13 protein-coding genes and 4 pseudogenes are annotated in these 12759 nt (G+C 68.9%); 11 read left to right on the top strand and 6 right to left on the bottom strand.

What is annotated here, in order from left to right; translation table 11 throughout:
* Nucleotide 1: 1 nt before the first annotated feature.
* Together OHT57_RS01295 and OHT57_RS01300 are read left to right on the top strand one after the other, a co-directional pair.
* On the top strand, nt 2-622 hold the full coding sequence (locus OHT57_RS01295; protein ID WP_328743939.1) for an HAD-IA family hydrolase: 621 nt from the start codon (nt 2-4) through the stop codon (nt 620-622).
* Between the two features lie 19 nt (nt 623-641).
* Nucleotides 642-1508 carry a class I SAM-dependent methyltransferase gene (locus OHT57_RS01300; RefSeq protein ID WP_328743940.1) on the top strand — a complete coding sequence of 289 codons (867 nt, stop codon included), beginning with the start codon at nt 642-644 and terminating at the stop codon, nt 1506-1508.
* A gap of 8 nt (nt 1509-1516) precedes the next feature.
* Here OHT57_RS01300 and OHT57_RS01305 read toward each other — a convergent pair.
* Nucleotides 1517-1812: pseudogene (locus tag OHT57_RS01305) on the bottom strand (transposase); the annotation flags it as partial.
* Between the two features lie 170 nt (nt 1813-1982).
* Nucleotides 1983-2456 (bottom strand): RICIN domain-containing protein, encoded by a 474-nt coding sequence (locus OHT57_RS01310; RefSeq protein ID WP_328743941.1) that lies wholly within the window; start codon nt 2454-2456, stop codon nt 1983-1985.
* Between the two features lie 422 nt (nt 2457-2878).
* On the opposite strand from OHT57_RS01310, the gene OHT57_RS01315 reads away from it, so the two are divergent.
* Complete coding sequence (locus OHT57_RS01315) at nt 2879-3292, top strand: undecaprenyl diphosphate synthase family protein (RefSeq protein WP_328743942.1); 414 nt, start codon at nt 2879-2881, stop codon at nt 3290-3292.
* Nucleotides 3293-3475: 183 nt separating this feature from the next.
* On the opposite strand, the pseudogene OHT57_RS01320 reads toward OHT57_RS01315, so the two are convergent.
* Nucleotides 3476-3828, bottom strand: a pseudogene (locus OHT57_RS01320) (arsenite S-adenosylmethyltransferase); the annotation flags it as partial.
* A gap of 19 nt (nt 3829-3847) precedes the next feature.
* On the opposite strand from OHT57_RS01320, the gene OHT57_RS01325 reads away from it, so the two are divergent.
* On the top strand, nt 3848-4453 hold the full coding sequence (locus tag OHT57_RS01325) for a DNA-3-methyladenine glycosylase I (protein WP_328743943.1): 606 nt from the start codon (nt 3848-3850) through the stop codon (nt 4451-4453).
* Nucleotides 4454-4634: 181 nt separating this feature from the next.
* On the opposite strand, the gene OHT57_RS01330 is transcribed toward OHT57_RS01325, so the two are convergent.
* Nucleotides 4635-4874, bottom strand: a complete 240-nt coding sequence (locus OHT57_RS01330) for a hypothetical protein (RefSeq protein WP_328743944.1) — start codon at nt 4872-4874, stop codon at nt 4635-4637.
* 205 nt (nt 4875-5079) lie between these two features.
* On the opposite strand from OHT57_RS01330, the gene OHT57_RS01335 reads away from it, so the two are divergent.
* On the top strand, nt 5080-5292 hold the full coding sequence (locus OHT57_RS01335; RefSeq protein ID WP_328743945.1) for a hypothetical protein: 213 nt from the start codon (nt 5080-5082) through the stop codon (nt 5290-5292).
* On the top strand, nt 5289-5522 hold the full coding sequence (locus OHT57_RS01340; RefSeq protein ID WP_328743946.1) for a hypothetical protein: 234 nt from the start codon (nt 5289-5291) through the stop codon (nt 5520-5522). The genes OHT57_RS01335 and OHT57_RS01340 overlap by 4 nt, the downstream gene beginning before the upstream one ends.
* 230 nt (nt 5523-5752) lie before the next feature.
* Here OHT57_RS01340 and OHT57_RS01345 read toward each other — a convergent pair whose 3' ends face one another.
* Complete coding sequence (locus OHT57_RS01345) at nt 5753-6439, bottom strand: hypothetical protein (protein WP_328743947.1); 687 nt, start codon at nt 6437-6439, stop codon at nt 5753-5755.
* Between the two features lie 430 nt (nt 6440-6869).
* Between OHT57_RS01345 and OHT57_RS01350 the strand changes: the two genes are divergently transcribed.
* The 5 genes and pseudogenes from OHT57_RS01350 to OHT57_RS01370 all read left to right on the top strand — a co-directional run bounded on the left by OHT57_RS01350 (nt 6870) and on the right by OHT57_RS01370 (nt 12264).
* Complete coding sequence (locus tag OHT57_RS01350) at nt 6870-7802, top strand: hypothetical protein (protein WP_328743948.1); 933 nt, start codon at nt 6870-6872, stop codon at nt 7800-7802.
* A gap of 450 nt (nt 7803-8252) precedes the next feature.
* Nucleotides 8253-9065 (top strand): annotated as a pseudogene (locus OHT57_RS01355) (IS110 family transposase); the annotation flags it as partial.
* 433 nt (nt 9066-9498) lie between these two features.
* Nucleotides 9499-10740, top strand: a complete 1242-nt coding sequence (locus OHT57_RS01360; RefSeq protein ID WP_328743949.1) for an IS110 family transposase — start codon at nt 9499-9501, stop codon at nt 10738-10740.
* 23 nt (nt 10741-10763) lie between these two features.
* Nucleotides 10764-11162, top strand: a pseudogene (locus OHT57_RS01365) (transposase); the annotation flags it as partial.
* Nucleotides 11163-12066: 904 nt separating this feature from the next.
* A complete protein-coding gene (locus OHT57_RS01370) occupies nt 12067-12264 on the top strand; it encodes a hypothetical protein (protein ID WP_328743950.1) in 198 nt (65 codons plus the stop codon).
* On the opposite strand, the gene OHT57_RS01375 is transcribed toward OHT57_RS01370, so the two are convergent.
* Nucleotides 12239-12679, bottom strand: a complete 441-nt coding sequence (locus OHT57_RS01375; protein WP_328743952.1) for a hypothetical protein — start codon at nt 12677-12679, stop codon at nt 12239-12241. The two genes, OHT57_RS01370 and OHT57_RS01375, sit on opposite strands and share 26 nt — an antisense overlap.
* Nucleotides 12680-12759: the final 80 nt, after the last annotated feature.

Here is a 12759-nt window from a genome sequence, read left to right on the forward strand (position 1 = left end):
CATGCCTCTTCAGCCCTACGACGCCGTGCTCTGCGACATCGACGGCGTGATCCGCCATTGGCCGGCCGCCGACGAGCTGGAGCAAGAGCACGGACTTCCCATCGGCGCGCTCGCAGCCGCAGCGTTCGCACCCGCCCGCCTGCACCCGGCCATCACCGGGCAGATCACCGACGAACAGTGGCGATCGGAGGTCGCCGCCGACCTCGCCACCCGCCACGGGTCAAGGCAACGAGCGGATGCGTCGGTGCGGGCCTGGTCCGCCCTCCTGCCCATCGTCGATCAAGAAGTCGTCGCGCTGCTCGAGAAGGTACGCAAGGTCGCGCCCGTCGCCTTGGTGTCCAACGCAACCACCCGGTTGGAGTGGGACCTGGAACGCCAAGGGCTCGCCGACCTCGCCGATGCCGTCGTGAACACCGCGCGCATCGGCGTCGCGAAACCCGATCTTCGTGTCTACCGCACCGCTGCCGAGCGTCTCGACGCGGCGATCGACCGCTGCTTGTTTATCGACGACACCGAAGCCAATGGCACTGCGGCCCGCGAAGCCGGGATGACCGCCCTCCACTACCGCCAGCTCGAAGATCTACACGAGGCTCTGTCGCCGCTTCTCAACGGATCGAGCTGAAGGCATTCCAGTTAAATCAGTGGCATCCCCGTCGACGAGCCTCATAGCTTGTGCGCTCGTGACAGATGATCCGAAGACGCGCCCGAACCGACACGACCTCGGCCGGGTGTTCAACGAGGTGCCGGAGCTCTACGACCGGGTCCGGCCGGGATACCCCGACGAGCTGTTCGCGGACCTTGGCGCCATCACCGGCATGGACGAACGGTCGTCGGTGCTGGAGGTGGGCTGCGGCACCGGTCAGGCGACGCGCTCGCTGGCAGCGCTCGGATACTCAGTGACCGCCGTCGAGCCGGGCGCAGACATGGCCGCACTCGCTCGCCAGAGGATCGCCTCCTTTCGCAACGTCGACGTCGAGACGTCGACCTTTGAGGAGTGGGACGACCGCGGGCGACGCTTCGATGTTCTCGTGGCCGCGTCGTCGTGGCACTGGGTCGACCCGTCGATCGGCTGGCAGCGGGCGCACACCGTGCTCTCTCCCGGGGGTTGGATGGCACTGCTCGGCCACGTCGTTGTCCGCCGGCCGGGAGAGCCGGAGGTGTACGCCGAGACCGCCGATCTGCACGAGCGGTTCTGCCCCGGGAACCCCGACTGGGGTCATCCTCCCCTGGAGGACGACGTGCGCACCACCGACAAGGGCTGGGGCCTGGTCGACGATCCCGGAGGATTGTTCGGCCCACCGATCGTGCGCTGGTACCCAACCGTCCAGTGGTTCAACGGGGACGGCTTTGCCGATCACCTTCGCTCGTTGTCGATATACCGCAGACTCGACCGCGACGTCCGCGAGCCCCTGCTCAACGCCATCGCCGAGCGCATCCGCACGCGGATGGGCGAACGGGCACCACGCCGTTACCTGAGCGTCCTCCGTGTCGGGCAGCGCGCCGAGTGAGCCCAGCGGATCAGTACACCGTCGGGGCGGCCCAGGTGTCCGGCGACGTAGGTCTGCAGGTCGTCGCGGATGTCGTCGGGGTTCCAGCGGGCTCGGGAGAGCAGGTGCTGCAGTCCATCGGGGGTGGAGTGGCCGACGTGTTCGGCAAGTTGCCAGCTATTTTGCGGGCTACCGGGGCGAGTAGTGCGCGCACGTAGTCGCGCATCCGGCGGCGGAGCTCAACTCGGCCGAAGCCATGCCCGATAGTCAGGAAGAGGTCATCCAGTTCGAGGTCCCATTGCGCGGCGGCAGATTCGGTGATCACCCTCGGAGGCTGCCCCGCCGCTGTCACTACCTTCGGCGTTGTCGCACGATCGAAGGGCGGTCTCCGTGAGACCGCCCCCGCACGGCCGAAGTCCCGCTACACTCCCGCCACCCGGCGAAAGACCAGGTCAGACAGCGAAATCCTGCTGGAGTACTAGTCGGGAGATCCGTTCAGCCGATGGTGAAGCGCTGGTTCTGGGCGCCTCGGTCGCAGCGGGCAGTGCGGTAGTAGCCGTCGTCCTGCTGGTAGAGGCAGCGGCCCGTGCCGACGCTTTGGAGCATGATGGCGCTGCGGGCGGCGGGCTGGACGGTGCGCCACTTCTGGTATGAGCCGCCGTTACAGGTCAGGGGGTAGACGTCGCCCCGGTCGTTGCTGTCGAGGCAGCGGCCCCAGAAGTTGTTCTTAAGAGTGGTGTTGGTGTTGAGGCGGCCGTTCCACTGCCACAGGAGGCTGCCGCGTCCGGTGCTGCAGCGGTCGCCCTTGAGGCCGGTTTCGGAGGTCTCGCGCAGGCAGTCACCGTAGCGGTAGTTCGCGAAGCGGCTGGTGGCGGTGGCAGCCGAGGCGGGTGTGGGGGTGAGGAGGGGGAGGGCGAGGCCGGCTGCGGCGACGAGGGCGGCGAAGGCTTTCCGGGTCGGGCGACGCACTGGGGGTCTCCTTACAGTGGTTTTCACACGTACCTCAACAGGATCCCCGAACACCACCGCCGACGCCTCAAAATGGGGAAAACCCGCCGACAACTCCTGAAGGTCCGAGAGGAGGCGGTTCCCGGCGGGACGGAGGACCTTCCGTGGCGCGGGGGCCGAGGGGGAGCGTAGCAGTGCCACTGACACTGCCTCTGACGCGTAAATAGGTGCAGGTCAGGGCGGTGGGGGCGGAACAGGGGCCCTGTCGCGCGGCGTTCGGCAGCAAAGGCCGCGCCGAGCAGATGTGCCGCCGCGCGCCTTGGAGTCGTTCGGAAGTTCGGGCGGCCCTGGAAGGACGGTCGGGGTTCGAACCTCGTTCAGGAGTTGGCCGAGACTCCTGGCGCAGCAGGTCGGGGCGGGCTTCAGCAAGGTCGAAGGCCCGCTTGAGGCCTTCCAGGAGGGCGGGCTCCACCACCCGCGTGGTCAACCTCGCCATCGGCTACGACGGCCACCGCGAAATCCTCCACGCCACACGCCACGACATCGCCGCCCTCGGACCGGAAGGCGGCGCCGACCCCCACCACGTCGCCCGGTACCTCTACAACGGCGCACTGCCCAACCCCGACCTCATCGTGCGAACCTCCGGAGAACGCAGACTCTCCGGGTTCATGCTCTGGCAGTCTTTCGACGCCAGCCTCCACTTCTGCGACACCCTGTGGCCCGACTTCCAGCGCACCGACCTCCTCGACGCGGTCAAACACCACCAGGCACAACACCGCACCCACGGAACCTGTCCGAACGGCCCTGCTCGCCACCTGCCGACGGATCCGTCACCCGGCATGCGTGGTGCAAGGTGAAAGTGATCAGGTACGACGTGGACTCTGCCGGAGCCGATGCTGGCCACGCCCGTACCCAGCCCTGATCTGCGACCGGGCTGGACGGGTGAGCCCACGTTGTGGACAGGGTTTGATGCTGTCCGCTGTCCACCGAGCGCATGGTCAGGACCCTTTGGCGCGAAGAGTCCTGAGTCAGCGGTGGCGTCAGCTCTGGCAACCACATCCCGACGCGGTCTCGGTCACGGTGAGGTTGGGGTCGACGGAGGTCTCGGCAGCCGTACAGCAGGCGTCGACGCCGCAGCAGGGATCACTCGACTCGGCAGCCGGCTGGGCGCTTTCGGCGGTCACCGGCTTCCTGGCGCGGACGATCGCGGAGTCCATGCCGTCGGCGACCGCGTGGGTCGGGGTGATCTCGACGTCGGTGAACCCGGCGGCTTCGAGTCCGGCGCGGCACCGCAGAAGGAGAGGGCACCGGCGATGCAGCCCACGTAGTCGCCGCGTTCGGCGCGCTGGTCGGGCGTGAGGGTGTCGTCGGCGACGTCGTCGCAGACGCCGAGACTCAGCTGGCGCACCATCTTGGCCAAACGCGAGAGGTTCCGGATCGCCTTCGCCGGGTTCGAATTCCACACGATCGCCGACTTCACCGACGACGTACAGTGCCTGCTCGGCGATGCCGGCATCGTCCGACACCGGGGCACGATCGAAACCGTCATCAACAAGGCCCGACGAGCCGCGGAACTCGAACGAGAAGCCGGTTCCCTGGCAGCGTACTTCCGGCGCTTCGAACCAGCTCCGAACGAAGTTGATCCGCCCCAGACCGTATCGACGTCACCGGCTTCGGTCGCGCTGTCAAAGGACCTGATGGCCGGAGTCGGCGTCGTACCCCACAGCCGTGACGTGCCCCGAGAGTTCGGGGGCGATGGCCGCCCACCCCTGGCGCAGCGGGGCGCCGGCGGCTGGGAGCTTGCATGCCCGTTCGGTGACCAGCGCGCCGGTGGCCACTCCGAGTTTCATCGGTTCGCGACCGTCCCGGCGCACCGCACCGAGCACGCGCGGCTGCTGCTTCGTCTTCTGGCCGCAGCCGTTCTTCCGGGCCTGCTCCATCGCTGCCCGCAGCGCGACCCGGGCCAGGTCGACCCCGGACAGCTCGCCGGCGCTCAGGCCTGCCCCCGGGTGGTGTAGCCGAGGTCCGCCCTTGAATCCCGCTCGGGAGGGGCGCATGGACCCCTGGAAGCGGACGTAGGGGACCATATTTGATGCGTTGTGACACGTTCCCGGGGTGTGTGACAAGCAGCGTCACGCTCACGTTCTGTGAGTGTGACGCCTTGCCGGATGAGAGGGTCCCTTGTGAAGCGGATCTGCTTCACAGGCCCCGGACCGAGATCATCTGGTCCACGGCTTTCTGAACCTTCGGCAGGAACGCCGTGATGGACTCGCTACTGGGTTCCTCGCCGAGCTGGTCCAGAGCACTCGCGTGGGTGAGGACGATGTCGGGCTGGTGGACCAGGCCTGCGGCCCACACGTCCAGCTCCGCTTCGGTGCCTCCGTCGTCGCCGGGACCGTAGTTGATGTACAGAACGGGGAGCTCAGCGGAAGAGTCCAACAGGGTACGGATGTCTGCGACGGTAACCTGCGGCGCTGGCCTGTCGACGGTCGGTTCCATGGTGTGAGGCTCCTCCGGCTGATAGTTGAGTCAGCCTATGTCCGCTGAGGCGAATGCACCTCAATACCGATCACCGAACTTTGGCCGGGTCCGCAACTGCCAGGGCCCTGGGCCGGCAAGCGGTTCGTCGCGAAGGATGTGCGCCATGTACGACACCTTCCAATACCGCTACCTCCACGCCGGCATGGGCCTGGCCGCAGATCTGCGCGCCGACGCGTACGAGACGGACGACGCCCCGCCCCCGACCGGCCGCCTCATCAACGCTCCCTGTACCTGCGGCTTCCTGCGGACCGGGCCCCGTACTGGCTGGACGCGGCGTGGTTTGCTTTCGGTGCTTCCCTCCACGCCGAGCAGTTGACCGGCGGCCGGGCCCTGATCCTCGACGTCGACGCGTTCACGTACCCCCGCGCCGACTACCGTTCAGAGGTTGCTGCCCTCGCCCTCGACGGCTGGATCCACCGCCGCTTCAAGCTCGAACCCTGCGGTGCCACAGTGGCGTACGACCGGCCCTCCCACCGTTTCGCCTTCACCTGGCCGGGCCCGGTCGCCCCCTTCGCCGACGAGTTGCTGCCACCGCGCTCCGCGTGATTGGCCAGCCAGACACACGCGTTCCCCGGTGTTCGGCGCAGGCGGCGGTGCTGGGTCCAGGCGGGGGCGGCGAGCTCCAGGACTGGCGGCCGGACCGTCCCCGTCTGCGCCGCCTCCTCCGCCGAGCAGGTGGCGGGTCCCGGGCGTGCGCTGAAGGCGGGGGTGGTGGCCGACCTGGCACCGGCCGCCCGGTCATCCGCCCCGTGGTCCTCAGTCCTCGCGGGCAGCCCTCAGTCGGTCGATGGGTCCAGGGAAAGGGGGGCGTCCTCACGGAAAGGCACCTCATACGCCACCGATACGGTGCAGCAGTACTCCGCCGCCGTATCGACGTAGCGCACGATGTGCTCCGCCGAACCGTCCCGCGGGCGGGAACACCGTCCCCGGGCCACCCCATCGTGGTACGCGGCGAGCCGGGCTGGGCTGCGGCCCCGCAGCCAGGCCTCGCGGTCGGGTCCGTCGGTCACGGCGAGCCCGAGCCCGACGGGGAAGCGACTGACCGCGTACACGACGAGATCCCCTCGCCCGGCAGAGGCGAAGTGCAGTCGACGGCCGGCCGGTGAGGACGCACTGCGGCCATGGAGGCGACCGCAGTGCGGGCAGGGGCCGTCGTCCATGACGACGGCCCCTGGGTCGGCGTCCAGCAGTTGCCCGAGGAGTAGCCGCAGCCCCGCGCGGACCGTGAGGAGGCGCTCTCCTTCCGGGCCCGCCGTCTCCGGGGTGAGGTGGGCCCGGTCGTCGGGGGCAAGCCCTTCGCGCAGGGCTCGACGTTCCTCGGGCGCCAGCGTGGACATCTCGAACGTGCGTAGTGCGACGTAGCCGAAGGCTCCGTCGCTCTGCGTGGGGTCGAGATCGAGGGGTGGCGCGGGCAGCGGAGTCCGCTGCCTACCCCAGCCGCCGTCGGGATTCGTCGCGGGCACGATGGGAAATACCGCAGACGCGGGAGAGGGATCCGGCTCCAAGGGGTTCATACGCTCTGTCGCTCCCTCTGCCGGCGCTGCGTCCAGGCTACGGGCTGTCCGGTAACTGTCGGCCACGGATGAGATGTTGTTTATGTGGCAGGTGTGGTCACGGTGTCGCAGCCGTCTGGGAGAGCCTTGTTCGCCGGGCTGAGTCCTCGTCTGTTCGGCACGCTGGTGACCTGGGCCAAGACCTGCCTCTACATCACCGTCAAGACCGTCCGCCGCCCGCCGGATGCGAAGGGCTTCGTCGTCCCCTCGCGCAGGCGGGTGGTCGAGATCTGTCAGGCACAGTCCATTGGTGGCGTCTGCTGCTCGGCGGTCTCGGCGGGTCATGCCGGACGGTCACAATGCCGTCGGAGCCCACGCAGCAGCCGTCTACGCTCTCGGCATGCAGCGCACCGATGTCACGCGGGACGACGGCACGTGGGTGGGCCTGTCCCTGGACGTACAGGGACGCCACCAGCCGGGGCTGTGCGTGTTCACCGCCGGTGCGCACGTGCTGGTCTCCCAGATGTCGCAGCCTGTGCTGCTCGCCGTCGTCGATGAGCAGCACGGGGGCGTCGACTTCTGCCGCACCGCCGGGTACCGCTTCTTCATCCCGCCCCTGCGTGCCGATGCGGGCCGCGCCCTGGCGGGCAGCCCACAACGGTGGGCCCACCGCTTCGCGCAGTACCTTGCCGACTCGCCGGGCAGCCCGATGCACGAGGGCCGGTGGCTGCTCTCGTGCGAGAGCCCGCTCCGGCACTGGCGCCACGCCGACACCTCGCACGCCGAATACTGGAACTCGATGCTCGTCGACGGCCATCCACGCGGCTACCTCGACTGGTTCCTCCATGCCCACTCGTGGGAGATTCTCCCGCTGCGGCCGATGCCCGATGCCGACGACAGTCGGGTCAAGGCCTACCGCAAGCAAGCTCGTGAAGGGACACTCCCACCCGTCCTGTTGTGGTGGGTCAGCGGCCTGGACTGCCATCTGATCCTGGACGGCCACGCACGGTTCGCCGCGGCAGTCGCCGAATCCGTCGAGCCACCGTTGTTGCAGCTGCACCGCACGCTCCCCCGCGATGACCTGGCCACGCGCACCGAGGAAGCCGCGGGCTTCTACGAGGACGAACTGGCACGCTTCGCCAAACTCCGCACCGTCCACGGCCCCGCCGTCCCGGACGGCACTGCCACCGCCGGCCCCCAACTCGTCCGCCTCCTTCACGACCTGAACACCGCGCAACAGCCGACCTGGGCCTGGCCCCTGCCCGGCGGAGAAAAGCAATGGCATCGCATCGCGCACGAGGTCACAGGCAGCCAGAACTGGCCCCGTACCTGACCCCTGCGAGCACCTCCGCCAACAACGTCTCCCCGACAGCCCCCGCCTCCGCACCCACCCGGGCACCCCAAAACCCGCCCCACCCCCCGAGACCACACACCCCGCGACGTCCACAGTCTTGTCATCGACGCCTTCCTCACCGCTGCAGCCCCTCCCGAAGGCCCCCCTCAGCCCCTGAACTGCCGCCGCCCCGTTATGTTTTCCGCGGTCCTGCAAGAGGGCCGCTGGCCTCCGGGCCCGGCATGGCTGTTGCCCCCTGTCGAATGCATGACCTGGGGGGTGGTGTCACCGGGCCCGGGAGGTGCCGTCGGAGACGCTGATCAGAGGTCCGGCCACCACCCGGTCCGGCGCAACGCCGGACAGTTCGCGGGCGGCAGGTCTGCATAACGTGGATGCGCGCGTACGACACCACTGCCGAGGCCGGCACGATCAACTCCCTGGAAGGGCGCGATGTTCGATACCGAAGACGTGGGCGTGTTCCTCGGCCTAGACGTCGGCAAGAGTGCTCACCACGGGCACGGGCTCACCCCGGCCGGGAAGAAAGTCTTCGACAAGCAGCTGCCCAACAGCGAGCCGAAACTGCGGGCCGTGTTCGACAAACTGGCCGCGAAGTTCGGCACCGTCCTGGTGATCGTGGACCAGCCCGCCTCCATCGGAGCCCTCCCGCTCACGGTCGCCCGGGACACCGGCTGCAAGGTCGCCTACCTGCCCGGACTCGCGATGCGGCGGATCGCCGACCTCTATCCGGGCGAGGCCAAGACCGATGCGAAGGACGCTGCGGTCATCGCGGACGCGGCCCGCACCATGCCGCACACCCTGCGCTCGCTGGAACTCACCGACGAGATCACCGCCGAACTCACGGTCCTCGTCGGCTTCGACCAGGACCTGGCGGCCGAGGCCACCCGCACTTCCAACCGGATACGCGGCCTGCTCACCCAGTTCCACCCGTCGCTGGAGCGCGTTCTGGGCCCCCGTCTCGACCACCAGGCCGTCACCTGGCTGCTGGAGCGCTACGGCTCCCCCGCCACACTGCGCAAAGCCGGCCGCCGCAGGCTCGTCGAGCTCATCCGGCCCAAGGCCCCGCGCATGGCCCAGCGGTTGATCGGCGATGTCTTCGAGGCACTGGACGAGCAGACCGTCGTGGTCCCGGGGACCGGCACCCTCGACATCGTCGTGCCCTCCCTGGCCCGCTCGCTCACCGCTGTCCACGAACAGCGCCGGGCCCTGGAGACACAGATCAACGCCCTGCTGGAGGCCCACCCTAATGGGCAGTGATGCGGGGCACCGCCAGGCCCACCCCGGCCCGTCGAGGCCCTGAAAGAGACTGCGGGCCTCGCATCACTCTCCTCGTGGCGGTGGTCGGTTCCGGAGAAGCCGCACACACCCCCTGGGACATGGATCCCTTGGTCAAGAGTCGGCCTCCGGGCCCGTCCAGCGCCACGAGGCCGAGCGTCCACCACATCCAGTCCGATGATCGGATCGTTGATGTTTGTGGTCTGAGCCGTCCACAGGGATCACCTCTCACCACGCCTGGAGCCGTCGAGTTCTGGAGCAGACCGAGGGCCCTGAGGACCGCTGGGGTCACGAACGGCTAATCGGATGCAGGGCCATCGAGCCCTTCCATTAGGGAGACGCGTGCCCCCGCACGGCTGCGACCAGCAGCCAAGCTCCCGAGTGAGAGGACGAACACGACGCCATGACCATCACCTGCGGAGTCGACTGGGCCAGCGACCATCACGACGTCGCTCTGGTCGACCAGGAAGGCACCTTGTTAGCCAGGGCTCGGATCGCCGACGACCTGGACGGCCTGCACCAGCTACTCGAGCTCCTCACCACCCACGGCGACGCCGTGAACGCCCCGGTCCCTATCGCGATCGAGACCTCCCGCGGACTTCTCGTCGCATGCCTCCGCGCAACCGGCCGGCCTATTTACGCCATCAACCCGATGGCCGCCGCCCGTTACCGTGACCGCCACACGGTCACCCGCAAGAAGTCCGACCACCTCGACGCCATGGTGCTCGCGAACATCCTGCGCACGGACAGGGCCGCACACCGGCCGCTGCCTGACGACAGCGAGCTCGCCCGAGCGGTCGCCGTCCTCGCCCGCGCCCAGCAGGATGCCGTATGGGACCGAACCCAAGCCGGCAATAAACTCCGCTCTCACCTGCGCGAATACTTCCCCGGTTTCCTCGCTGCCTTTCAGCACAAGCGCGAAGGGATCAGCGGCAGCGTCGCCCGCGCCGTGTTGGCAGCGGCCCCCACCCCCGAACAGGCCGCCAAGCTCACCCGCCCCCAGCTGCGCACGCTGCTGAAGAAGAGCGGCCGTGAGCGCGGCATCGAAACGGAAGCCGAACGGCTCCGCGCCGCTTTGCGCGTCCCACAAATGCGCCAGCCCAATCAGGTCGAGCAGGCCATGGGATGCCAGACCGTCGCTCTGCTCAGACAGCTCAACGCCGCCTGCACCAGCGTCGAAGACCTCACCGAAGCCACAGCGGAGTCATTTGATACGCACCCGGACGCCGAGATCATCACCAGCTTTCCGGGACTCGGCTCTGTCACCGGCGCCCGGGTGCTCGCCGAGATCGGCGACGACCGATCCCGCTTCACCGACGCGAAAGGCCTCAAAGCCTTCGCCGGGGCCGCACCGATCACCAGGGCATCTGGCAGAAGCCTCGCCGTCATGGCCCGCAGGGTCAAGAACCAGCGCCTGGCCTCGGTCGGCTACGTCTGGGCCTTCGCCAGCCTGACCGCCTCACCCGGCGCCCGAGCCCACTACGACCGGCGACGAGCCGACGGAGACCGCCACACAGCCGCCCAGCGGAACCTCTTCAACCGCATGCTCGGCTGCCTCCACTACTGCCTCACCAAGCGCAGCCCATACGACGAACAAGCCGCATTCCCGACCCTACCGGCCCCACAACTCACCATCGCCGCTTGACAGATCAACTGCATCGGATGTCTCTTTCCCCGGTCCTGACGTCGATGCCCGGCGTCGGCGTCAGGACCGCCGCCGTCCTGCTGGTCACCGTCGGCGACGGCACCAGCTTCCCCAACGCCGCCCACCTGGCCTCCTACGCCGGACTCGCCCCGGCAACCAAGTCGTCCGGGACCTCGATCCACGGCGAACACGCGCCCCGAGGCGGCAACCGGCAGCTCAAACGCGCCATGTTCCTCTCCGCCTTCGCCTGCATGAACGCCGATCCCGCCTCCCGCGCCTACTACGACAGACAACGCGCCCGCGGCAAAACCCACACCCAAGCCCTCCTCCGCCTCGCCCGCCAACGCATCAGCGTCCTGTTCGCCATGCTCCGAGACAGCACCTTCTACGAACCCCGCACCCCCGAAACCGCCCCTGCCTGAGCCCTTCAACCTTGACGAAGGACATAGAGGCACCCCCCCCTGGCCGGCGACCAGCCCTGCCAGCCCCGGAAGCCGGTCCGGGGCCACACCGCCAGCCCACCCCGAACACGACGCCAGGCACACCGTCCTTCACGGGCAGCAGGGCACGGTGACCGTCGTACCGCGACCGCTACGCCCGCCCACCGCGGCCCGGGACAGAAGGATGCTGCTTTCGCCCGGGCAAAGGGAAGCTGTTTTCGCCCGGGGAGATGTAGGCGCGCAGCGTGCAGGACGTGACGGCGGTCGGCCCTGCCAGCTCCGGGATGCCGACCAGCTGGCCGCCGGTGAACTCCGTGGCCGTGAGGGGGACCACGCACTCCTGCAGAGGAAGGCCTCCGCCGCACCCGGCACGCGCCACGGCCCACTTCGCCACTTGACCGGGCCACCCCTGTACAGCCGGGGGCTCGCGGCGCCGGACCTGCACCGGACTCGGTGGCTGTGCCGTCGTGCACCCCGCTCAAGGCCGGCGCACGCTGCGGAACATGAGCGGAAACGGCCCCGTAGGCCCGCCGGCGGGACCGACATCGGATCACACGTCATCCCCTGCCGGCCGCGCCCATCCGGCCGCCCATGGTTCACTCACACTGCGGTCGCTCCCGGTGGATTGCCGGTGGGAGTCCTGATCGGCATCGTTGCGGCGGGAGTGGCCAAGGACTCCCCCGCCGCAACGGCGACAGCAACCGCCGCCGCAACAGGGGCAGACAGACAGTGGACGCTGCCTCCTCCGCTGCCACCGCCGGATCCCAGCAGGAGGTCGCGCCTTCGGGAGGGATGCCGGGCGATGGAACCTTCCTGGTGGGCAAGGACATCCAGGCCGGCACGTACGGCAGTAAGGGCAAGAACGCGTACGGCTGCTGCTCGGCACTTGAGCGACACGACCAGCGGGAGGGACGCCATCATCGCCGACGGCGGTGCCCAGGGCCCGGCCATCGTCAAAATCGCCGCAGGCGACAAGGCGTTCCAGAGCACCGACTGCAAACCCTGGAAGAAGACCGGCCAGCCATCGGCCAGCCGAGCTCCGGCACCGGCCGCCGCGGTCAGCGGCGGCCGGTGGCCAGGATGACGAGGAACTGGCCGCCGCCCGCCTCGATGTCAGCGGTCACCGCCAGCCCCGGCACCAGCCGGGAGAACCGGTCCACCAGCCAATCCGCCGCCTCCTGGGCGTCCCGCCTGGTCGGACAACGGCCCACCATCTCGCGGCCCCCCTTGCGCTCCAGCCTCCCGGCAACGGTGATCAGCGGCGCGGGCTCGACCACATACAGACGATCCGGCCAGGCGATGACCACCTTGACCGCGCCCTTACGGGTGTTGCACCCACGGTGCGCGAGCCGCTCGGCGACCTTGGCCTTCCGGTCGGCAGTCCGGCTGTCGACACTGGGCCCCCGCGGATCGTTCACCGACTCGTCAGGGTCCACCGGTTCGTCACACACCCAGCAACGCCAGCCGTCACGCTCAGCCACATCATCAAGGAGACTCATCGGAGCAAGCTAGCCTGCCCCGCCGCCACCCTGCACACCAGGGCCTCGGCAACCGGGCGAACTTACTGCTGGACCGCGAC

The sequence above is a fragment of the Streptomyces sp. NBC_00285 genome (assembly GCF_036174265.1).
In the GTDB taxonomy this organism is placed as follows: domain Bacteria; phylum Actinomycetota; class Actinomycetes; order Streptomycetales; family Streptomycetaceae; genus Streptomyces.

Coding starts and splice junctions, on each gene's coding strand:
- OHT57_RS01295 (WP_328743939.1), top strand. CDS start 2: ATGCCTCTTCAGCCCTACGACGCCGTGCTCTGCGACATCGACGGCGTG.
- OHT57_RS01335 (WP_328743945.1), top strand. CDS start 5,080: ATGTACGACACCTTCCAATACCGCTACCTCCACGCCGGCATGGGCCTG.
- OHT57_RS01350 (WP_328743948.1), top strand. CDS start 6,870: ATGCAGCGCACCGATGTCACGCGGGACGACGGCACGTGGGTGGGCCTG.
- OHT57_RS01360 (WP_328743949.1), top strand. CDS start 9,499: ATGACCATCACCTGCGGAGTCGACTGGGCCAGCGACCATCACGACGTC.
- OHT57_RS01375 (WP_328743952.1), bottom strand. CDS start 12,679: ATGAGTCTCCTTGATGATGTGGCTGAGCGTGACGGCTGGCGTTGCTGG.